Origin of the sequence: Streptomyces sp. Tu 3180, assembly GCF_009852415.1 — a bacterium.
In the GTDB taxonomy this organism is placed as follows: Bacteria; Actinomycetota; Actinomycetes; order Streptomycetales; family Streptomycetaceae; genus Streptomyces.
The window spans coordinates 3423583-3445000 of the sequence record NZ_WOXS01000002.1; the positions used below are offsets into that span (position 1 = coordinate 3423583).

General features: G+C 71.7%; 15 protein-coding genes and 2 rRNA genes (1 of these 17 cut by a window edge). 7 read left to right on the forward strand and 10 right to left on the reverse strand.

The features are described from left to right. Positions 1-54 precede the first annotated feature (54 nt). Positions 55-2901 (reverse strand): preprotein translocase subunit SecA, encoded by a 2847-nt coding sequence (gene secA, locus GL259_RS16230; protein ID WP_159533424.1) that lies wholly within the window; start codon positions 2899-2901, stop codon positions 55-57. 282 nt (positions 2902-3183) lie between these two features. Between secA and GL259_RS16235 the strand changes: the two genes are divergently transcribed. Both GL259_RS16235 and GL259_RS16240 read left to right on the forward strand, forming a co-directional pair. Next, complete coding sequence (locus GL259_RS16235) at positions 3184-3753, forward strand: GNAT family N-acetyltransferase (protein WP_159533426.1); 570 nt, start codon at positions 3184-3186, stop codon at positions 3751-3753. Positions 3754-3802: 49 nt separating this feature from the next. Further along, on the forward strand, positions 3803-4990 hold the full coding sequence (locus tag GL259_RS16240; protein WP_159533428.1) for a crosslink repair DNA glycosylase YcaQ family protein: 1188 nt from the start codon (positions 3803-3805) through the stop codon (positions 4988-4990). Positions 4991-5101: 111 nt separating this feature from the next. On the opposite strand, the gene GL259_RS16245 is transcribed toward GL259_RS16240, so the two are convergent. The 7 genes from GL259_RS16245 to mtnA form a co-directional block, all read right to left on the reverse strand. Beyond that, positions 5102-5848, reverse strand: coding sequence for a response regulator transcription factor (locus GL259_RS16245; protein ID WP_159533430.1), 747 nt, complete (start codon positions 5846-5848; stop codon positions 5102-5104). Between the two features lie 204 nt (positions 5849-6052). Further along, a complete protein-coding gene (gene raiA, locus GL259_RS16250) occupies positions 6053-6745 on the reverse strand; it encodes a ribosome-associated translation inhibitor RaiA (RefSeq protein WP_159533432.1) in 693 nt (230 codons plus the stop codon). Between the two features lie 311 nt (positions 6746-7056). Then, the gene (locus tag GL259_RS16255; protein WP_159533434.1) at positions 7057-8037 is read right to left on the reverse strand and encodes a ComF family protein; all 981 of its coding nucleotides are present in this window, start codon (positions 8035-8037) and stop codon (positions 7057-7059) included. Between the two features lie 105 nt (positions 8038-8142). Further along, positions 8143-9990, reverse strand: a complete 1848-nt coding sequence (locus GL259_RS16260) for an LpqB family beta-propeller domain-containing protein (RefSeq protein ID WP_159533436.1) — start codon at positions 9988-9990, stop codon at positions 8143-8145. Beyond that, positions 9980-12277, reverse strand: a complete 2298-nt coding sequence (gene mtrB / locus GL259_RS16265; protein ID WP_159533438.1) for an MtrAB system histidine kinase MtrB — start codon at positions 12275-12277, stop codon at positions 9980-9982. Before mtrB ends, GL259_RS16260 begins: the two co-directional genes overlap by 11 nt. 1 nt (position 12278) lies before the next feature. Then, on the reverse strand, positions 12279-12968 hold the full coding sequence (gene mtrA / locus GL259_RS16270) for a two-component system response regulator MtrA (protein ID WP_004987303.1): 690 nt from the start codon (positions 12966-12968) through the stop codon (positions 12279-12281). A gap of 4 nt (positions 12969-12972) precedes the next feature. Continuing rightward, positions 12973-14121 carry an S-methyl-5-thioribose-1-phosphate isomerase gene (mtnA, locus tag GL259_RS16275; protein ID WP_159533440.1) on the reverse strand — a complete coding sequence of 383 codons (1149 nt, stop codon included), beginning with the start codon at positions 14119-14121 and terminating at the stop codon, positions 12973-12975. A gap of 140 nt (positions 14122-14261) precedes the next feature. Between mtnA and GL259_RS16280 the strand changes: the two genes are divergently transcribed. From GL259_RS16280 to GL259_RS16300, 5 genes are read left to right on the forward strand one after another with little or no spacing between them, the layout of a single operon-like run. Beyond that, positions 14262-15611, forward strand: coding sequence for a hypothetical protein (locus GL259_RS16280; RefSeq protein ID WP_159533442.1), 1350 nt, complete (start codon positions 14262-14264; stop codon positions 15609-15611). Between the two features lie 4 nt (positions 15612-15615). Continuing rightward, positions 15616-16371 carry a DUF4129 domain-containing protein gene (locus tag GL259_RS16285; RefSeq protein ID WP_159533444.1) on the forward strand — a complete coding sequence of 252 codons (756 nt, stop codon included), beginning with the start codon at positions 15616-15618 and terminating at the stop codon, positions 16369-16371. Further along, positions 16368-17564 carry a DUF4350 domain-containing protein gene (locus tag GL259_RS16290; protein ID WP_159533446.1) on the forward strand — a complete coding sequence of 399 codons (1197 nt, stop codon included), beginning with the start codon at positions 16368-16370 and terminating at the stop codon, positions 17562-17564. Before GL259_RS16285 ends, GL259_RS16290 begins: the two co-directional genes overlap by 4 nt. Then, a complete protein-coding gene (locus GL259_RS16295) occupies positions 17564-18553 on the forward strand; it encodes a MoxR family ATPase (RefSeq protein ID WP_159538683.1) in 990 nt (329 codons plus the stop codon). Before GL259_RS16290 ends, GL259_RS16295 begins: the two co-directional genes overlap by 1 nt. Beyond that, complete coding sequence (locus GL259_RS16300) at positions 18553-19863, forward strand: DUF58 domain-containing protein (protein ID WP_159533448.1); 1311 nt, start codon at positions 18553-18555, stop codon at positions 19861-19863. Before GL259_RS16295 ends, GL259_RS16300 begins: the two co-directional genes overlap by 1 nt. A 91-nt stretch (positions 19864-19954) precedes the next feature. On the opposite strand, the gene rrf is transcribed toward GL259_RS16300, so the two are convergent. Together rrf and GL259_RS16310 are read right to left on the reverse strand one after the other, a co-directional pair. Further along, positions 19955-20071, reverse strand: a 5S ribosomal RNA gene (rrf, locus tag GL259_RS16305). 74 nt (positions 20072-20145) lie between these two features. After that, positions 20146-21418: ribosomal RNA gene (locus tag GL259_RS16310) — 23S ribosomal RNA — on the reverse strand; it runs 1848 nt beyond the window's last position.

Genomic DNA, 21418 nt, shown 5'->3' on the forward strand with positions numbered 1-21418 from the left:
CGGGGGTGCCCGGCCCTCGGCCGGCTCGGACCGCTCCTCACGGAGCGGCACCGCTCACTTCTTGCGGCGACGCCCGCCCCGCGCCTGCTTGCGGCGCTCGGCGCGGGTGAGGCCGTCGGCCTCGGAGCGCACCGGCTCGTCGTCGGTGGCGAAGTCGCCCTCGATGGTGCCGCCCTCGCCGTCCACCGTCGGCGCGGAGAAGTGCAGGTTCCGCCGCTGCGGGGCGTCGAGCCCCTTCGCGCGGATCTCCGGGCGCGCACCCGCCTGCGCGGGCACCGCGTCGTGCTTCTCCAGGTCGGCGACCGGCTTGGCTTCCTCGACCGGGACCTCCTCGACCTGCTGCTCGACCTGGACCTCCAGGTTGAACAGGTAGCCGACGGACTCCTCCTTGATGCCGTCCATCATGGCCTGGAACATGTCGAAGCCCTCGCGCTGGTACTCGACCAGCGGGTCCTTCTGCGCCATCGCGCGCAGGCCGATGCCCTCCTGGAGGTAGTCCATCTCGTAGAGGTGCTCGCGCCACTTGCGGTCCAGGACCGACAGCACGACCCGGCGCTCCAGCTCACGCATGATCTCGGAGCCGAGCTGCGCCTCGCGGGCCTCGTACTGGGCGCGGATGTCGTCCTTGATGGACTCGGAGATGAACTCGGCCGTCAGACCGGCCCGGTCGCCGGCGGCCTCCTCCAGCTCCTCGACGGTGACGCTCACCGGGTAGAGCTGCTTGAAGGCGCCCCACAGCCGGTCCAGGTCCCAGTCCTCGGGGAAGCCCTCGGCGGTCTCGGCCTGGACGTAGGCGTCGATGGTGTCGTCCATGAAGTGCTGGATCTGCTCGTGCAGGTCCTCGCCCTCCAGGACGCGGCGCCGCTCGCCGTAGATGACCTCGCGCTGGCGGTTGAGGACCTCGTCGTACTTCAGGACGTTCTTGCGGGTCTCGAAGTTCTGCGTCTCGACCTGCGACTGGGCGGAGGCGATCGCGCGCGTGACCATCTTGTTCTCGATGGGCACGTCGTCCGGGACGTTCGCCATCGACATCACGCGCTCGACCATCTGGGCCTTGAACAGCCGCATCAGGTCGTCGCCGAGCGACAGGTAGAAGCGGGACTCGCCGGGGTCGCCCTGACGGCCGGAACGGCCGCGCAGCTGGTTGTCGATGCGCCGCGACTCGTGCCGCTCGGTGCCCAGCACGTAGAGGCCGCCGAGCTTCTCGACCTCCTCCTTCTCCGCCTTGACCGCCTGCTCGGCCCGCTTGAGCGCCTCGGGCAGGGCGTGCGCCCACTGCTCGATGTGCTCCTCGGGGTCGAGGCCGCTCTGGCGCAGCTCCGCCTCGGCGAGGTCCTCGGGGTTGCCGCCGAGCTTGATGTCCGTACCGCGGCCGGCCATGTTCGTGGCCACGGTGACGGCGCCCCTGCGGCCGGCCTGGGCGACGATCTGCGCCTCGCGCTCGTGGTGCTTGGCGTTCAGCACCTCGTGCTGGATGCCGCGCTTGCTGAGCTGCTGCGAGAGGTACTCGGACTTCTCCACCGAGGTGGTGCCGACGAGGATCGGCTGGCCCTTGCGGTGCTTCTCCTCGATGTCGTCGACGACCGCCTCGAACTTGGCGACCTCGGTGCGGTAGATGAGGTCGGACTGGTCCTTGCGGACCATCGGCCGGTTGGTCGGGATGGGCACCACGCCGAGCTTGTAGATCTGGTGGAACTCGGCGGCCTCGGTCATCGCCGTACCGGTCATGCCGGACAGGCCGGGCATTTCCTTGCCGTCGTGGTCGTGGCGCTTGTAGAGGCGGAAGAAGTTCTGGAGCGTGATCGTGGCGAGCGTCTGGTTCTCGTCCTTGATCGGCACGCCTTCCTTGGCCTCGATCGCCTGGTGCATGCCCTCGTTGTAGCGGCGGCCGGCGAGGATGCGGCCGGTGTGCTCGTCGACGATCATGACCTCGTCGTCGATGATGACGTAGTCCTTGTCGCGCTTGAAGAGCTCCTTGGCCTTGATGGCGTTGTTCAGGTAGCCCACCAGCGGGGTGTTCACCGACTCGTACAGGTTGTCGATGCCCAGCCAGTCCTCGACCTTGCTGACGCCGGACTCGTGGATGGCGACGGTGCGCTTCTTCTCGTCGACGTCGTAGTCGCCGGTCTCCTCGATGCCCTTGAGCGGCTGGCCGGCCTCACCGCGCTTGAGGCGCTTGACCAGCTTGGCGAAGTCGCCGTACCACTTGGTGGCCTGGTCGGCCGGGCCGGAGATGATCAGCGGCGTACGGGCCTCGTCGATGAGGATGGAGTCGACCTCGTCGACGATGGCGAAGTTGTGGCCACGCTGGACCAGCTCGTCCTTCGACCACGCCATGTTGTCGCGCAGGTAGTCGAAGCCGAACTCGTTGTTCGTGCCGTAGGTGATGTCGCAGGCGTACTGCTCGCGGCGCTGGGCCGGCGTCATGTTGGCGAGGATGCAGCCGACGCTCAGGCCCAGGAACCGGTGGACGCGGCCCATCATCTCGGAGTCGCGCTCGGCCAGGTAGTCGTTGACCGTGATGATGTGGACGCCCTTGTCGGCCAGGGCGTTGAGGTACGCGGGCAGGGTGCCGACGAGGGTCTTGCCCTCACCGGTCTTCATCTCGGCCACGTACCCCATGTGGAGGGCGGCGCCGCCCATGATCTGGACGTCGTAGTGCCGCTGGCCCAGGACGCGCTTGGCGGCCTCGCGGACCGTGGCGAAGGCCTCGGGCAGCAGGTCGTCCAGGCTCTCACCGTCGGCGTAGCGCTGCTTGTACTCATCGGTGAGGGCCCGCAGCTCGGCGTCGGAGAGGTCGACGAAGTCCTCTTCGATGGAGTTGACCTGGTCCGCGATGCGGTGCAGCTTGCGCAGGATCTTGCCTTCGCCTGCACGCATGATCTTCGAGAGGACGGACACGGGGGTTGGTCTCCTTGCCGGTCGGGCCTGGGACGGTCGGTTTCCGTTTCACTGACTGAGCAACGGCCATCGTATGCGAGGACCCCACCGCGCCGGGAGGCCCACAGTGGCGGTGGCCGTCCGTTGCTCCTTCATCTGTTTCACAGCTGCTTCGAAAGGCACAACGTCCGGGCCCCTCGGATGGTGCCGTGTCGTCCCGGGGAATTGTGCGGAGGGTGATCAACGGCTCACGCGGGGCCACACGCCTGGCGTCGCTCCCGGCCCGGGTCGCAGAATCGGCCGATGGAACCCGTCACGCTCACCACCGACCGCCTCCTGCTGCGCGCGGTCGGCCCGCAGGACACCGGCGCGGTGTACGCCGCCTGCCAGGACCCCGACATCCAGCGCTGGACCACGATCCCCTCCCCCTACCTGCCGGAGCACGCGCGGGGCTTCACGGAGCAGATGGCCCCGGACGGCTGGGCGAACGGTTCGATGTTCACCTTCGGCGTTTTCCTCCCCTCCCGGGACCTCGTGGGGATGCTCGGCATCACCCCGCGCTCCCTCGGCGTGGGCGAGATCGGCTTCTGGGGGACGAAGGAGCACCGCGGCAACGGCTACATCACCGAGGCCGCCGTCGCCGCCGCCCGCTGGGCGTTCACCCGGATGTCGATCGACCGCGTGGAGTGGCGCGCGGAGGTGGGCAACCGGTCCTCCCGCGCGGTGGCCGAACGCGCGGGCTTCACCATCGAGGGCACCCTGCGCTCGGCGATCAACAACAAGGGGGTGCTGCGGGACTGCTGGGTGGGCTCCCTCCTGCCGTCCGACCTGGGGCTGCCGTCGACGGCGCCGTACCTGCCGGGCCGGGGGTGACACCGGGTCCTCCCCCGGTTGTCAGTGCCGCCCTCTATCGTGCGGGCGTATGACGACCCTCCCGCGTCCGACCACGGAACTCTCGGCAGACGAGGCCCGCCGCATCGCCCTGAGGGCCCAGGGCTTCCTCGGGGCCCCCGACCGCCGCTCCGGCGTCCGGGGAGTCCTGCGCCACCTGGGCGCGGTGCAGCTCGACACCATCTCCGTCCTCGCCCGCTCCCACGAGCTCGTCCCCTACGCCCGCCTGGGCGCCGTGGGGCGCCGGACCGTCGAGGACGCCTACTGGAAGCAGGGGTCCCGGCCGCCGCACGCGTTCGAGTACTGGTCGCACGCCGCGTGCGTCCTCCCCGTCGAGGAATGGCCCCACTTCGCCTTCCGCCGCCGTGCCTACCGCGCCCGCCCGCACTGGAACCACGACCTGCCCGACGGTGTCCACGAGCAGGTGATCAAGCAGCTCCGCGCGGAAGGCCCCCTGACGGCCACCGAGTTGGGCGGCGCCAAGCGCACCAGCGAGTGGTGGGACTGGTCGGGGACCAAGGTCGCCGTCGAGCGCGCCCTGATGCACGGCGAGGTGGTGTGCGTCGAGCGCCGCGGCTGGAAGCGGGTCTACGACCTCGCCGAGCGCGCGATCCCGCAGGCGCTGCTGCACGACGAGCTGGACGACGCCGAGTGCCTGCGCCGCCTGGTCGGCCTGGCGGGCCGGTCCCTGGGCGTCGGTACGCGCGCGGACATCGCCGACTACCACCGCCTCAAGGCCGAGCAGGTCGACGCGGTGATCGCCGACTCGGGCCTGGTCCCGGTCACGGTGGAGGGCTGGTCCAAGCCGGCCTGGGCCGATCCGGCGGCCCTCGCGACGCCGCCGCGCGGGCGGCACCGCACGACGCTGCTGTCCCCGTTCGACTCCCTGGTCTGGGAGCGGGCGCGCACGGAGCGGATCTTCGGCTTCACCCACCGTCTGGAGGCCTACGTCCCCAAGCCGAAGCGGGTGTACGGCTACTTCGCGATGCCCGTGCTCGCCGGCGGCCGGCTCGTCGGCCGGGTCGATCCGGCCCGCGCGGGCCGCACGCTGGTGGCCAAGCAGGTCACGCTGGACGGCCGGAAGGCGGTCCCGGCGGTGGCCCGGGCCCTGGTGGAGGCGGCGGGCTGGGTGGACTGCACGAACGTGCGCGTGGAGCGGGTCGACGCGCCGGAGCTGCGCGAACCGCTCGTCCTGGAAGTCGCCCGCGCCCTCGCCTGACGCCCGCCCGCGTCCGTGGTCCGCGCACGGGGCGCCGCTCACCGGACCGTCACGGGTCATGTCGGCCCGTCACGGTCCGGTACGGGCCGGCACGGACCGCCACCCGGTCGCTCACCGGATCTCGAGGATCTTCTCCCGCATCGCGTAGACCACGGCCTCCATCCTGGAGTGCAGCTGGAGCTTCTCCAGGATGTTGCGCACGTGGTTCTTCACGGTGTTCTCGGAGATGAACAGCTCCTTGGCGATGTCGCGGTTGTTCATCCCCGTGGCCACGAGCTTGAGGACCTCCAGTTCACGGTCCGTCAGCCGGGGCGCGGGCACGAGCCGGCGTTCGTCGGTCCGCTGGATCATCGACTTGAACTCGGTGAGCAGTTTCGACGCCATGGAGGGGCTGATCTGCGACTGCCCGTCGGCCACCGCCCGGATGGCGGTGGCCACCTCGTCCGTGGAGATCTCCTTGAGGAGATAGCCGGTCGCGCCCGCCTTGATGGCGTCGTAGAGATCGGCTTCCTCGTCGCTGATCGTCAGCATGATGATCTTCGCGCTGGGGGCCACCTCCTTGATGGAGGTGCACGCCTCGATCCCGCCCCGCTTGGGCATCCGCACGTCCATCAGGATGATGTCCGGCAGCAGGTCGGCGGCCTTCTCCACGGCTTCGGCGCCGTCCCCCGCCTCCCCGACGACCTGGATGTCCTCCTCGGCGGCGAGCACGATCTCCAGCCCGCGGCGGAACAGCGCGTGGTCGTCCACCACGAGGACCCTGATCGGTTCCTTGCGTGAGGAGCCCTCCTCCGGGCCCATGCCGACGACGCCGTCGCCGACGTCCTCGTCACGCATCGGTCCGAAGCTGTCCGCCATCGTTCCTCCCCCTGAAGGCTGTGGCCTGTGGTCCGGAGCCATCGCCAACCCAAGGCAACGGCCCACCGGTTGAGCCGTTGCAACCATGATTCCATGCCCGGATGACACCCAGGCGACAGCGGGCGGTGCAAAGAGACCGCGCGCCGGTGCCCCTGGGGGCGCACACGCGCACCAGGGGCACCGGTCCGGCTGTCGCCCGGCAGATCAGCCGCCGAGTGTTCCGCCCGCCTCGGGGGAGTGCGTCTCGGTGACCATCGTGTCGGTGCTGAGGTGGATCACGCCGTAGTCGTAGGCGTGCCGTCGGTAGACGACGCTGGGTTCCTTGGTCTCGGAATCGACGAACAGGTAGAAGTCGTGCCCGACCAGCTCCATCTCGTAGAGAGCCTGGTCGAGGGTCATGGGCGCGGCCACGTGGGTCTTCTCGCGGACGACGAGGGGCCCGTCACCCTGCACTTCCAGGGAACCGACCTTCTTGGTGGGGACGGCCTCCTGCTCCTCCTCGAGGGAACTCGCGCCGGTCCCGTTGAGTGTCGCCACGCCCGGGACGTGGTCGGGGACCTCCGAAGCCGAGATCCTGCGCGCACCACGCCGCGAGAAGCGCTTGTCGTGCTGTTTGCGCAGCCGCGCGTCCAGCTTTTCCGCTGCCAGGTCGAGCGCCGCGTACGGATCGCTCGCCGCTGCCTCCGCCCGGATCACCGGACCGCGGGAGCGGAGCGTGATCTCCACTCGGTCGCAACGGTCGGCCTGTCGGGGGTTGGGCTCCTTGGACACCTCGACATCGAGGCTGATCACCTTGGCATCGAGCTTCTGGATCTTCTCCAGCTTCAGCTTCTCGGCCACGTGCTTCCGGAACCGCTCGGGCACCTCGGTCTTGCGGCCCTTGACGACGATGTCCACGCAGAACTCCGTTCCCGGATCGCTCCGCTTCGTCGCGGAGCATCTCCCTTTTGCACCAGGCTCCGGCGAAATCCGGAGCCTCGGACTCGGTGACGTCCACCTCCTCCCCCGTAGGCGGGATCTCCAGTCCACCGGAGCGGGTGATTGCGAAAAACCCGCAGCACGGCAATCGGATTCGAGAGGTGTGGCCTGCGGCTTTCCCTCACAACCGAACATATCTCGCCCGGACGGATGGCGTCACCCTCTACCGAGACGTACCTCCATTCAGGTGAATTAGCCCTCTCATTCCCTGCAACGAAGCAAGATCTTCGTCAGTTCCGGTTTATTTCGAAAGCGTCCGGTGATGCCGCGACGACGGCTGCGCCCACCACGTCGACGATCCCGTCGGCGCCGCCCGCGCCCGCCGTCCCCGGCTGCCCGCCGGACCACCGGCCCGTCCTCCGCCGAGCCGGCCCGTTCCGCTGTTCCCCTCTGCCTTCCCCTGTCTCACCCCTGTACACGGACGCGGCACCCGAAATGCTCGAAACAGACCCCTCGTACGGCCCCGCGCCGGGCCCCGCTCCCGGCTCCGTACACGGTCCTCCCCCGGCCCGCGACCGCGCCCGCACCGCGCGTGCGGCCTCCGCCAGCGAGGCACCGGTCGTCATCAGGTCGTCGACGAGCACGACCGGGCCGTCCAGGAGCAGCCGGTCACAGCCGGGGACGACCACCAGCGCACCGGCGAGGTTGGCCAGCCGCCGCCGGGAGTCCAGCCCCGCCTGGTCGGCCACGTGCCGCCGCTGCCGCAGCGCGGGGAGCACCCGGGCGGGCACCCCTCCCCGCCGCAACGCGCCCGCCGCCGCGAACGCGATCCGCCGAGCCGGGTCGTGTCCCCGCGCCCGCACGGCCCGCCGCGCGGACGGCACGGGGACGAGCAGCACCGCGCCCGGAAGGTGGTGCGGCTCCCCGGTCCCGCGCCCGTGCGGCGCCCGGTCCGCCGCCGCTTCCGGTGTCCCCGCCGCGCGCAGCCCCGCCCGCACCGCTCCCGCCAGGGCCTCGCCCAGCGGTCCGGCGAGGGCCAGGACGCCGCGTTCCTTGTGCGCCAGCAGCGTGGCGCGCACCTCGTCCGCGTACCGGGCCGCCGCGTGCACCGGCGGCAGCCCGGCCGGCTCCGGGACCGGCCGGACCCGGCGCGGCGCGGCCCCGCCCAACGCCGTGCGGCACCGGGCGCAGAGCACCGCGCGGGGCCTGCCGCATCCGCCGCACTCGGCCGGGAGCACCAGATCGGTGAGGTCCTGCCACCATCCCCGCATGGCCCCACTGTGCCCACGTCCGCCGTGTCCGGCCACCCCTGTGGACGACTCCGCGCGGAGCGGTCCGTCCGCGGCGGACCGGGAGCGTTCACTCCCGCGGACCGCTCACCCCGGGTAGACGGGCGCGGTCCCCTGTGTCACCTTCTGCCACTGCGCCCCCGAGGGCAGCCGGACGATCCCGTCCACGGAGTACGCCACCAGCGGCGCCTGTTCGTCCGCCGAGGCGGTGACGTCCTTGACGCCGGTCAGGGAGGCGGGCGGGGGCACGTCCGGCGTGGAGCCGTCGACCTCGACGTACTTCATCTGCTCCACACCCCCCTGCTCGCGTCCGACCACCACGAGCCGGCTGTCCCCGGCCCAGGACATGGCGGTGACCTGCTCCAGCTCGGGCGTCGCGGACCGCAGCTCCCGCACGGTGACCGCCGCCCGCTCGCCGGTCCCGCCGTCCGGGCCGCCCCGCTCGATCCGCCCGATCAGCAGGGACCGCCGGTCGCCCTTCTCCACGACGAGCGCGATCCGCACCCCGTCGGCGGCCACCCGGACCGCCTGCACCCGGCCGTCCAGACCCGGTGTCCGTACCGGCAGCGGCTCCTTCGCGTCCTTCTCCAGCAGGTACAGCCGCGGGTTCCCGGGGTCCCGGTCGGCCACCCACAGGCCGCCCTGCGCGTCCCAGCTCGGCGCGGTCAGCCGGTCCCCCTCGGTCTTCCCCCGGCTGCGCAGCACCGGCTCGCCGAGCGAGCCGTCCGACACCAGCGGGGCGACGTACAGCGACGTGCCGTCGATGGCGACCCCGGCCGCGGTGTGCTCGTCCCGCGCGACCGCCACCGAGCGCAGCGCCTTGTCGCCCTCGCCCAGCGCCCCCGGCACCGGTTCCGGCTGGGTGTCGCTGCTGCCCGCGGCGATCCGCACGAGCCGGTGCTCGTCGTCGACGAAGTACAGGTAGTCGGGGTGGTTCAGCGCGCCCCGGGTGGCCACCGTCTCGGCGCCCTCCCGGGTGAGCGAGCACAGCTGCCCGCCGCCGGCCCGCAGATCGACCTCCTCCACCGCCGGGCTGAGGGTGCGCAGCGTGAACAGCAGCTGGGCCGCCATCTCCGCGCACCGTTCGGCGCCGGCCTCGGCCGCCTTGTCGTTGAGCGGCACGGTCAGCCTGCCCCGGTCGTCCGCCGTCAGCGAGCCGGTGCCCTTGCGCAGTGCCGTACCCGCGGGGAAGCCCGACCTGACGACCGGGTCCAGCCAGGTCGTGGGTCCGGCGAGGAGGGAGCGCACCATCTGGGTCGTGGGATCCACGTGGCTGCGCACGTAGACGGGGTCGGCGACCGCCGACGGCGGCGCGCCCGTGCCGGCCCCCTCCGCGTTCGAGGCGAAGTAGTACTTGTTGACGGCCATGTAGTTGCGCTGGAAGTCCGACCTGCCCATGACGACGCCCTGTGGCACCGAGTCGATGCGCCACTGGCCGTTCTCCGCGTCCTTCGTGAGGTGCACGAGCTTGTTGTAGGGGCCGGTGGCGGGCGCGTACGACTGCTGCGCGTCCACCGTGGCGACCCTGGTGCCGGTCAGCGTGTAGGTGAGGGAGTCGGCGTCCTCCCCGCCCTCCCGGGCCGGAGGGTCGGCGTAGGCGCCCGGCCCGTCCGACAGCACCGTGGTGGACAGCTCCGGCCGCCAGGTCTTCGCCGCCTTCGGGGTCAGGTACTGGCGCGCGGTCCGGTAGTCGGGGTCGTCGCTGGTCAGCGCCTCCAGGAAGCCCTGCACGATCTGCGCGTGCGTGGCGTCCTCGCTCGGCGGCATGGCGAACACCCGCACCTGCGTGTCCTGCCGGGGCGTGGACTCGACGTCCCGCAGATCCCCGCTGTCGGGCATCGAGGCGCACCCGGCCAGCAGGACGGCCCCGCCCGCGGCGTACGCCACCGTCCGCACCGGAATCCCCCGGCCGCGCCCCACGCGCTCACCGCCCACGCGAAGCCTCCCCATCCCTGTGCGCACCCCACGCCGCTCCCGAGCCACCGGGGCCTTCGGCACCGGTGCCGGCTCCGGAACCCCGCTCCGGCTCTCCGGCTCCGACGGCACCCGGGGCCCCGTCGCGGGCACCGTCCGATCGTCCCACGCTCCCGCCGCGACCGTCGTCCGGCCGCCGTGCGGGACCACCGCGCCCCGTCTCCGGGGCACCGCCGCCACCGCCCCCGACGGGCTGCGGCCCGCCCGCGGCCGTCGTCCGCGGGTCCCCGGGCCGCGTCTCGGAGGGCTCCGTCGGCCCCTCGTCCCGCCGTCGCGCCTGCGGAGCGGGGCGGGCCACCACGCGCGCGCCGTTGCCGGGCAGTGCCGTGGGGTCGGCCGTGGGCGCCGAGGCCGCCGGCCTCGGGGCGAACGGGTCCCCGACGGCCCGCGCCGCGGCGTCGGAGCCCGGCTGCTGCGCCGGCACCGTGGCACGCTTCTCGCCGTTCCCGCCGCCACGCGACGGACCGGCGTCGTCCGGTCCGCGGTTGCGCCGCGAGTCCTTGGGCTCCAGGGGGATCGGGGATCCCCTCAGCGGCTCGTCCGCCGTCCTCGGCAGCGTCAGCCGGAACTGCGAGCCGCCGCCCGGCTCGCCCCACGCCTGGAGCCAGCCGCCGTGCAGCCGCGCGTCCTCCAGGGCTATGGACAGCCCCAGCCCCGTACCGCCGGTGGTGCGGGCGCGCGCCGGGTCGGCCCGCCAGAAGCGGCTGAAGACCCGGGTCGCCTCGCCCGGCTTGAGCCCCACGCCGTAGTCGCGCACCGCGACCGCGACCGCTCCGCCCGCCGCGGCGAGCTTGACGACGACGTCCCTGCCCTCGCCGTGCTCCACGGCGTTGACGACGAGGTTGCGCAGCACCCGCTCCACGCGCCGCGCGTCGGCCTCGGCGACGACGGGCTGCTGGTCGCCGACGACCTTTATGCGCGAGCCCTTGCGCTCGGCGAGCGGCTCCGCCCCGCTGACCACGCGCCGCACGACCACGCGCAGGTCTATCGGCTCGGCCTCCAGCGCCGCCGCGCCCGCGTCGAAGCGGCTGATCTCCAGCAGGTCCGCGAGCAGCGACTCGAACCGGTCCAGCTGGTCGGCGAGCAGCTCGGCCGACCGCGCGGTCACCGGGTCGAAGTCCTCGCGCGCCTCGTGGATGACGTCCGCGGCCATCCGCACGGTGGTCAGCGGGGTCCGCAGCTCGTGCGACACGTCCGACACGAACCGGCGCTGCATCCGCGACAGGTCCTCCAGCTGGTTGATCTTCAGCTGGAGGTTCTGGGCCATCTTGTTGAAGGCCTCGCCGAGCCGTGCGATGTCGTCCTCGCCGGTGACCTTCATGCGTTCCTGGAGCCGCCCGGCGGACAGCCGCTCGGCGATCCCGGCCGCCATCCGCACCGGCGTGACGACCTGCCGCACCACGAGCCAGGCGATCGCCCCGAGCAGGACGACGACGAACAGCCCCGCCGTCGCCAGCGTGCCCTTGACCAGGCTCAGCGACTTCTCCTCCTGCGTCAGCGGGAAGAGGTAGTACAGCTGGTACGGGTCGCCGTTGGGGTCGTTCACCTGCTTGCCGATGACCAGGCCCGGCTGGGAGTCCGCACCGCTGTCGTAGATGATGCGGGTGTAGCTCTGGGCCGCCGTGGTGTTGGTGTTGATCCGCTCCCGCAGGGCCTCGGGCACACTGGCCGTCGCGATGACCTGCCCGGAGGCGCGCGGTCCGCGCCCGCCGCCGCTGTCGTCGCCCGCGGGCAGGGTCACCACGTCGAAGGCGCCCTGGCCGCCGCTGGAGAGCGACTCCACGAGATCGCTCATCCACTGGATGACGCTCGTCGAGCTCTCCCCGTCCACGGTGGCGCCGTCGTCGCCGGTGGCGCTCGCCGCCTCGTCGGCCTTCTGCTTGGCCACGGCGAACCCGCCGGTGGCCTGGCTCTGGGAGGCCGCCACCTTGGCGTCCAGCAGGCCGTTGCGCACCTGCCCGATGACGACGAAGCCCAGCAGCAGGACCACGCCCAACGACATCAGCAGCGTCGTGACGACGACCTTGAGCTGGATGTTGCGCCGCCACAGCCGCATGACGGGCAGCAGGGGACGGCGCACCCAGCGCACGAACAGGCGGATCACCGGGCTGCCGTGGACCCCGCCCTGCAGCAGTCCGCCCTCCAGCAGGCGTCCCCAGCGGGAGTCCGCGCTCCTCTGCCGGCCGACAGGCCGCTCCGGACGACCCCCGGACCGGCCGGACGCCGAAGCGGCACTGTCACCGGACATGTCAGCTCGGTCCTGCCTTGTACCCGACACCACGGACGGTCACCACGATCTCCGGCTTCTCCGGGTCCTTCTCGACCTTGGAGCGCAGCCGCTGGACGTGCACGTTCACCAGACGGGTGTCGGCCGCGTGGCGGTAACCCCAGACCTGCTCGAGCAGCACCTCGCGCGTGAACACCTGCCACGGCTTGCGGGCCAGCGCGACCAGCAGGTCGAACTCCAGCGGCGTCAGCGCGATCGACTGCCCGTCCCGCTTCACGGAGTGCCCGGCCACGTCGATCACCAGGTCGCCGATGGCGAGCTGCTCCGGCGCCGGCTCCTCCGACCTGCGCAGCCGCGCCCTGATGCGGGCCACCAGCTCCTTCGGCTTGAACGGCTTCACGATGTAGTCGTCGGCGCCGGACTCCAGGCCCACCACGACATCGACGGTGTCGCTCTTGGCCGTGAGCATCACGATCGGCACCCCGGACTCCGCCCTGATCAGGCGGCACACCTCGATGCCGTCCCGGCCGGGCAGCATCAGGTCCAGCAGCACCAGATCGGGCTTGGTCTCACGGAAAGCGGCCAGCGCCTTGTCGCCGTCGGCTACGAAAGACGGCTCAAAACCCTCACCACGCAGCACGATGCCGAGCATCTCGGCCAGTGCGCTGTCGTCGTCGACGACAAGGACTCTTCCCTTCATAAACGACATCATCCCATTAGCTAATCGTTACCTGGCGTGACCTGGCACACAGCTCGGCCAGAGCGTCGGCCGTCACGGGCGAGACGGCCCCCTCCTCGGTGACGATCGCCGTCACCAGCTCCGGCGGTGTCACGTCGAACGCCGGGTTGTACGCCTGGGTCCCCAGGGGTGCCACCGGAATCCCGCCTCCTGCTTCCGTTCCGGCCACCGGCGCCTGTGGTGCCGTGATCTCGGTCACCTCGTGACCGGGACGCTGCTCGACCTCGATGGACGCCCCGTCCGGCGTCCGGGGGTCCACCGTCGTCACCGGTGCCACCACGACGAACGGCACGTGGTGGTACCGCGCGAGCACCGCGAGCGGATAGCTCCCCACCTTGTTCGCCACCGAACCGTCGGCCGCGATGCGGTCCGCCCCGACGAGCACCGCGTCCACCTCGCCCGCCGCGAACAGCGATCCCGCGGCGTTGTCGGTGAGCAGGGTGTACGCCATGCCGCTGCGGGCCGCCTCGTATGCCGTCAGGCGAGCACCTTGCAGCAACGGACGCGTTTCGTCCACCCACAGGCGCCTGAGCCGGCCCGCCCGGTGCGCCGCCAGCGCCACCGCGAACGCCGTCCCCTCGCCGCCCGACACCAGCGAACCGGTGTTGCAGTGCGTGAGGATCCGGTGCCCGCCGCCGGGCAGCAGCTCGTCCAGCAGCGCCAGCCCGTGCTCGGCCATCCGGGTGCTGGCCTCGCCGTCCTCCCGGTGCAGTTGCCGTGCCGCCGCCAGCGCGGCCCCGGCCGCCTGCCGGGGGTCGCCGGTGCGGGCGAGGGCGGCCCGATGGGCCGCGTGCGCCCGGCGCACCCCGAGGGCGAGGTTCACCGCGGTGGGGCGGGCGCTCTCCAGCGCCGCCGCCGCGTCGTCCACGTCAAACCCCCGCACCGCGGCCAGCGCGACGCCGTACGCCCCCGCGATGCCCAGCAAGGGGGCCCCGCGCACGGCGAGCGAGCGGATCGCCTCCACCAGCGCCGGCGCATCCGTACAGACGAGTTCGACCTCCTCCGCCGGCAGTCTGGTCTGGTCGAGCAGGACCAGAACCGGTCCCTCCGGTGGCTCCTCCCAACGGAGTGCCGGAATGTCGGTCGGCCGCTTGTTGTCGCCGCTGCGCGCGTACTGATCAGCCATGCGGCCAGTCTGCCCCCTATCGCACGGACAATTGAAGGGATACGGCCCTCACCTCGGCAGGTCCGTGAAGGACCACCCCGTGGCACGATGGCTGCCAACCTGCCGCCGCGACCGCGGACGGGCACCGTGAAGGAGCGACGATGAACGACACTCCGGGCTGGGCATCGCCCGGATCCGCCCCGTCCGACGGGCAGGAGCCGGCCGCGTCCGGACCCGCCGGGCCCTCCGACCGCCCGGACCCCGAGCGGCCCGCCGACCGGCCGCAGCCGGAACAGCCGGGCGGGGAGCCCCGGAGCCCGGGCGTGAAGTGGTCGAAGGAACAGCCGCCGCCCAGCCAGTGGTCCGCGCCCACCGGCCCGGGCCAGGCTCCCCCGCCCCCGCCGCCGGGCCCGGGCTGGGGCGCCCCGCCCCCCGGCACGCCAGGAGGCCACGGCGGCCCCGGCGGCGGCTACGGCGGACACGGTCCCTGGGGAGGCGGCTGGGGCGGTGGCTGGGGCGGTCCCCCGCCCGCGGCCAAGCCCGGTGTGATCCCGCTCCGCCCGCTCGGCGTGGGCGAGATCCTCGACGGCGCGGTCTCCACCATGCGCACCCACTGGCGCACGGTGCTCGGCATCTCCCTGACCGTCGCCGTCCTCACCGAGATCGTCGTCGTCCTGCTCCAGGGGCTCGTCCTGGACAACTCCAGCACCGAGGCCCTCAACGACCCCAGCGCCACCCTCAGCGAGCTGACCCGCGCCATGGGCGACGCCCTGCTCAACTCCGGGGTGGTCTTCCTGGTCACCCTGATCGGCACCGTCGCCGCCACCGCCCTGCTCACGACCGTCACCAGCCGCGCGGTGCTCGGCAGGCCGGTCACCACCGGCGAGGCCTGGCGCGACGCCCGCCCCCAGGTCGTGAAGCTGTTCGGCCTGATCTGCCTGCTGCTGCTCATCACCGCCGGCATCGTCACCGTGGGAGTGCTGCCCGGCCTCCTCGTGACCATGGCGGGCAGCGCCGAGGCAGGCGTCGCGCTCACCGTCCTGGGCGTCCTCGGCGCCGGCGTGGCCGCCCTGTGGCTGATGATCCGCTTCTCGCTCTCCTCCCCCACGCTGATGCTGGAGAAGCAGGGCATCGTGAAGGCGATGAGCCGCTCCGCGAAACTGGTGCGCGGCTCCTGGTGGCGGGTCTTCGGCATCCAGCTGCTCGCGACGATCATCGCGAACGTCGTCGCGTCGATCATCGTCATCCCGTTCACGTTCCTCGCCGCGGCCCTCAGCGGCGACGGCGTCACCGGCTTCCTCAACAGCGCCGGCGGCGACATCGGCTGGACGTTCCTCATCGTCAGCGGCATCGGCTCGGTCATCGGCTCCATGATCACGTTCCCGATCACGGCCGGCGTGACCGTGCTCCTCTACATCGACCAGCGCATCCGCCGCGAGGCCCTCGACCTCGAACTGGCCCGCGCCGCGGGCGTCCAGGACCACGGCCCCGGCACCACCCCGGGGAGCTGATGCGGTGACCGCCACGGGGGGAGTCCTCGCACCGGCCCGGGCCCTGCCGGCCGCCGCCGACACCGCCGTACGCGCACTGCTGCGCGGCGACGACGAGCCGCCCGTCACCCTCCCGCGCGATCCCGCGCGGGAGGCGGCCCGGCGCGAGCTGTCCAGGCGCATGTACCACGAGAACGACCCCAGCTGGTTCCAGCGGGCCCTGGACGCCTTCTGGAAGTGGGTCGGCGAACTGTTCGAGACCGCCTCCACCGCGACCCCCGGCGGCACGCTCGGCCTGGTCGTCGTCATCGCGGCCGCGGTCGCCGTCCTGGGCGCCCTGTGGTGGCGCCTGGGCACCCCGCGACGACAACCGGCCTCGGCACCCGCACTGTTCGACGACCGCCCCCGCAGCGCCGCCGAACACCGCGCGGCGGCCGAGGCGCACGCCGCCCAGGGCCACTGGAACCAGGCCGTGCAGGAACGCATGCGGGCCATCGTCCGCTCCCTGGAGGAACGCGCCCTGCTCGACACCCGCCCCGGCCGCACCGCCGACGAGGCCGCCGCGGAGGCCGGCCGCGCCCTGCCCGCCCACACCGGCCCCCTGCACACCGCCGCCCGCTCCTTCGACGACGTCACATACGGCGGCCGCGCGGCGACGGAGCAGTCGTACCGGCGCATCGCCGAACTCGACCGCGACCTGGAACGCACCCGGCCGCGGCTCACGAGCACCGCCACGGTGCAGGACGCCGGCCACCACACCCGCGGGGGAGCCGCCGGATGACGACCGAGGTCATACCCCCGTCCACCTCGGCCTCGCCCACCGCCCGCCAGGTGTGGACCCGCGCACGGGGCATCGCCCTCGCCCTGGTGCTGCTGGTCGCGGCGGCCGTGGCGATCGCCGTGGTCCGCTCCGACGCCCGCCACGGCGAACTCGACCCGCGCTCGGCCGACCCCTACGGAAGCCGCGCCGTCGCCGAACTCCTGGCCGACCGCGGCGTGGACACACGCGTGGTCACCACCCTCGACGAGGCGGCCGCCGCGGCCTCCCCCGACACCACCCTCCTGGTCGCCGTCCCCGATCTCCTGACCCGGCCCCAGCAGACCCGGCTGCACTCCGCGACCGCCGAATCCGGCGGCCGCACCGTCCTCGTCTCCTCCGGCAGCGCCTCCGTCGAACGGCTCGCCCCCGGCGTCACCGCCGACCCGGCCACCAGCCTCGACTCCACCCTCTCCCCCGACTGCGACCTGCCCGCGGCCCGCCGCGCCGGCACCGCCGACACGGGAGGCATCCGCTACACCACCGTCCACCTCACCGCCGACGAGTGCTACCCCAGCGCGCGCCTGGCCACCCTGCTGCGCATCCCCGCCCCCTCCGGGAACGGCGACACCGTCCTCCTCGGCGCGCCCGACATCCTCTTCAACGACCGCCTCGACGAGCACGGCAACGCCTCGCTCGCCCTCCAGCTCCTCGGCTCCCGCCCCCACCTGGTCTGGTACCTCCCCTCGCTCGCCGACGCCTCCGCCGCCTCCGCGGAGGACGAACGCGGCTTCTTCGACCTGCTCCCCTCCGGCTGGCTCTGGGGCACCCTGCAGCTCTTCATCGCGGCGGCACTGGCCGCCCTGTGGCGGGCACGCCGGCTCGGCCCCCTGGTGCCCGAACGACTCCCCGTGGCGATCCGCGCCTCCGAGACCGTCGAAGGCCGCGCCCGTCTCTACCGCAGGGCGAACGCCCGAGACCGCGCGGCCGCCGCTCTGCGCTCCACCACCCGCACGCGCCTCGCCCCCCTCGTAGGCGTCCCCGCGGCCCGGGCGCACACGCCCGAGGCCCTGCTCCCCGCGCTGTCCGCCCGCCTCCAGGACGACGGACAGTCCCTGCGCACCCTCCTGTTCGGCCCGCCGCCGGACGACGACGCAGCCCTCATCTCCCTCGCCGACCGACTCGACGCCCTCGAAAGAGAGGTACGCCGTCCATGATGGACCCGACCACTGACAACGCCGCGCACACCGGGGACCCGGCCGCCGCCCGGGCCTCCCTGGAGGCCCTGCGCGCCGAGATCGCCAAAGCCGTGGTCGGCCAGGACCCCGCCGTCACCGGTCTCGTCGTCGCCCTGCTGTGCCGCGGCCACGTCCTCCTCGAAGGCGTCCCCGGCGTCGCCAAGACCCTCCTCGTCCGCGCCCTCGCCGCCGCCCTGGACCTCGACACCAAACGCGTCCAGTTCACCCCCGACCTGATGCCGAGCGACGTCACCGGCTCCCTGGTCTACGACGCCCGCACCGCCGAGTTCTCCTTCCAGCCCGGCCCGGTCTTCACCCACCTCCTGCTCGCGGACGAGATCAACCGCACGCCCCCGAAGACCCAGTCGTCCCTGCTCGAGGCCATGGAGGAACGCCAGGTCACGGTCGACGGCGTCCCCCGCCCCCTCCCCGACCCCTTCCTGGTCGCCGCGACCCAGAACCCCGTCGAGTACGAGGGCACGTACCCCCTCCCCGAGGCCCAGCTGGACCGCTTCCTCCTCAAGCTCACCATCCCCCTCCCCTCGCGCCAGGACGAGATCGACGTCCTCACCCGCCACGCGGACGGCTTCGACCCCCGCGACCTGCGCGCCGCCGGCGTACGCCCCGTCGCGAGCGCCGCCGACCTGGAAGCCGCCCGCCTCGCGGTCGCCGGGACGACGATCTCCCCTGAGATCACCGCCTACGTGGTGGACATCTGCCGCGCCACCCGCGAGTCGCCCTCCCTCACCCTCGGCGTCTCGCCCCGGGGCGCCACCGCCCTGCTCGCCACCGCACGCGCCTGGGCCTGGCTGACCGGCCGCGACTACGTGATCCCCGACGACGTGAAGGCCCTCGCCCTGCCCACCCTCCGCCACCGCGTCCAGCTCCGCCCCGAGGCCGAGATGGAGGGCGTCACGGCCGACTCGGTCATCAACGCGATCCTCGCCCACGTCCCGGTCCCCCGCTGATGGCACCCACCGGACGCGCCGCCCTCGTCGCGGCACTCGGCTCCCTCCCCGTCGGCATCTGGGAACCCGGCTGGACGGGCATCCTCGCCGTCAACGCCCCCCTCGCGGTGGCCTGCGCCTGCGACTTCGCCCTGACCGCCCCCGTGCGCCACCTCGGCCTGACCCGCTCCGGCGACACCTCCGTACGCCTGGGCGACAGCGCCGACGTCACCCTGACGATCACCAACCCGTCCCGCCGTCCGCTCCGCGCCCGCATCCGCGACGCCTGGCCCCCCAGCAGCTGGCAGCCCGGCACGGAGACGACGGCCTCCCGCCACCGCCTGCTGGTCCCCCCGGGCGAACGCCGCCGCGTCACCACCCGCCTGCGCCCCACCCGGCGAGGCGACCGCCGGGCCGACCGCGTCACCATCCGCTCCTACGGTCCTCTCGGCCTCTTCACCCGCCAGGGCACCCACAAGGTCCCCTGGACGGTGCGTGTCCTCCCGCCGTTCACCAGCCGCAAGCACCTGCCGTCCAAACTGGCCCGGCTGCGCGAACTGGACGGCCGCACCAGCGTGCTGACCCGCGGCGAGGGAACGGAGTTCGACAGCCTGCGCGAGTACGTGCCCGGTGACGACACCCGCTCCATCGACTGGCGCGCCACGGCCCGCCAGTCCGCCGTCGCCGTACGCACCTGGCGCCCCGAACGCGACCGCCACATCCTGCTGGTCCTCGACACCGGCCGCACCTCCGCGGGCCGTGTCGGCGACGTCCCCCGCCTGGACGCCTCCATGGACGCAGCCCTGCTCCTGGCAGCCCTCGCCTCCCGCGCCGGCGACCGGGTCGACCTCCTCGCCCACGACCGCCGTCTGCGCGCCCTGGTCCAGGGCCGCACCGCGGGCGATGTCCTCCCGTCCCTGGTCAACGCCATCGCCACGCTCGAGCCCGAGCTCGTCGAGACCGACGCCCGGGGCCTGACCGCCACGGCCCTCCGCGCGGCACCCCGCCGCTCCCTGATCGTGCTGCTCACGACGCTCGACGCGGCCCCCGTCGAAGAGGGTCTGCTGCCCGTTCTGCCTCAGCTGACCCAGCGCCACACGGTGCTCCTGGCATCGGTGGCGGACCCGCACATCGCGCGGATGGCGAAGGCCCGCGGAAACACCGACGCCTTGTACGAAGCAGCCGCTGCCGCCCAGGCCCACGCCGAACGCGACCGTACGGCGGAACAACTCCGCCGCCACGGCGTCACGGTGGTGGACGCGACCCCCGACGAACTGGCGCCGGCACTCGCGGACGCATACCTGGCACTGAAGACAGCCGGACGCCTGTGACTCATACATGTGGGACATGCGCGAGGGGAGGGGACCCCTGAAACGCAGAAAACCCCCGTGCCGAACGGCACGGGGGTTTCCATCAAGAATTGTTCGGCGGCGTCCTACTCTCCCACAGGGTCCCCCCTGCAGTACCATCGGCGCTGTAAGGCTTAGCTTCCGGGTTCGGAATGTAACCGGGCGTTTCCCCTACGCTATGACCACCGAAACACTATGAAACAATCAACAACCGGCTCCGGGTTGTTCGTGGTTTCAGAACCAACACAGTGGACGCGAGCAACTGAGGACAAGCCCTCGGCCTATTAGTACCGGTCAACTCCACACGTTACCGTGCTTCCATATCCGGCCTATCAACCCAGTCGTCTACTGGGAGCCTTACCCCATCAAGTGGGTGGGAGTCCTCATCTCGAAGCAGGCTTCCCGCTTAGATGCTTTCAGCGGTTATCCCTCCCGAACGTAGCCAACCAGCCATGCCCTTGGCAGAACAACTGGCACACCAGAGGTTCGTCCGTCCCGGTCCTCTCGTACTAGGGACAGCCCTTCTCAAGACTCCTGCGCGCACAGCGGATAGGGACCGAACTGTCTCACGACGTTCTAAACCCAGCTCGCGTACCGCTTTAATGGGCGAACAGCCCAACCCTTGGGACCGACTCCAGCCCCAGGATGCGACGAGCCGACATCGAGGTGCCAAACCATCCCGTCGATATGGACTCTTGGGGAAGATCAGCCTGTTATCCCCGGGGTACCTTTTATCCGTTGAGCGACGGCGCTTCCACAAGCCACCGCCGGATCACTAGTCCCGACTTTCGTCCCTGCTCGACCCGTCGGTCTCACAGTCAAGCTCCCTTGTGCACTTACACTCAACACCTGATTGCCAACCAGGCTGAGGGAACCTTTGGGCGCCTCCGTTACCCTTTAGGAGGCAACCGCCCCAGTTAAACTACCCATCAGACACTGTCCCTGATCCGGATCACGGACCCAGGTTAGACATCCAGCACGACCAGACTGGTATTTCAACGACGACTCCACCCGAACTGGCGTCCGAGCTTCACAGTCTCCCAGCTATCCTACACAAGCCGAACCGAACACCAATATCAAACTGTAGTAAAGGTCCCGGGGTCTTTCCGTCCTGCTGCGCGAAACGAGCATCTTTACTCGTAGTGCAATTTCACCGGGCCTATGGTTGAGACAGTCGAGAAGTCGTTACGCCATTCGTGCAGGTCGGAACTTACCCGACAAGGAATTTCGCTACCTTAGGATGGTTATAGTTACCACCGCCGTTTACTGGCGCTTAAGTTCTCAGCTTCGCCCACCCGAAGGTGAGCTAACCGGTCCCCTTAACGTTCCAGCACCGGGCAGGCGTCAGTCCGTATACATCGCCTTACGGCTTCGCACGGACCTGTGTTTTTAGTAAACAGTCGCTTCTCGCTGGTCTCTGCGGCCACCCCCAGCTCCGGCAGCAAGTGCCGTCACCGGATGTGGCCCCCCTTCTCCCGAAGTTACGGGGGCATTTTGCCGAGTTCCTTAACCATAGTTCACCCGAACGCCTCGGTAT

Excerpts from the sequence above, each read along its gene's own strand:
- GL259_RS16235 (WP_159533426.1), top strand. The coding sequence starts at position 3,184 with ATGGAACCCGTCACGCTCACCACCGACCGCCTCCTGCTGCGCGCGGTC.
- GL259_RS16240 (WP_159533428.1), top strand. The coding sequence starts at position 3,803 with ATGACGACCCTCCCGCGTCCGACCACGGAACTCTCGGCAGACGAGGCC.
- GL259_RS16245 (WP_159533430.1), bottom strand. The coding sequence starts at position 5,848 with ATGGCGGACAGCTTCGGACCGATGCGTGACGAGGACGTCGGCGACGGC.
- GL259_RS16255 (WP_159533434.1), bottom strand. The coding sequence starts at position 8,037 with ATGCGGGGATGGTGGCAGGACCTCACCGATCTGGTGCTCCCGGCCGAG.
- mtrB (WP_159533438.1), bottom strand. The coding sequence starts at position 12,277 with ATGTCCGGTGACAGTGCCGCTTCGGCGTCCGGCCGGTCCGGGGGTCGT.
- mtrA (WP_004987303.1), bottom strand. The coding sequence starts at position 12,968 with ATGATGTCGTTTATGAAGGGAAGAGTCCTTGTCGTCGACGACGACAGC.
- mtnA (WP_159533440.1), bottom strand. The coding sequence starts at position 14,121 with ATGGCTGATCAGTACGCGCGCAGCGGCGACAACAAGCGGCCGACCGAC.
- GL259_RS16280 (WP_159533442.1), top strand. The coding sequence starts at position 14,262 with ATGAACGACACTCCGGGCTGGGCATCGCCCGGATCCGCCCCGTCCGAC.
- GL259_RS16290 (WP_159533446.1), top strand. The coding sequence starts at position 16,368 with ATGACGACCGAGGTCATACCCCCGTCCACCTCGGCCTCGCCCACCGCC.
- GL259_RS16295 (WP_159538683.1), top strand. The coding sequence starts at position 17,564 with ATGGACCCGACCACTGACAACGCCGCGCACACCGGGGACCCGGCCGCC.
- GL259_RS16300 (WP_159533448.1), top strand. The coding sequence starts at position 18,553 with ATGGCACCCACCGGACGCGCCGCCCTCGTCGCGGCACTCGGCTCCCTC.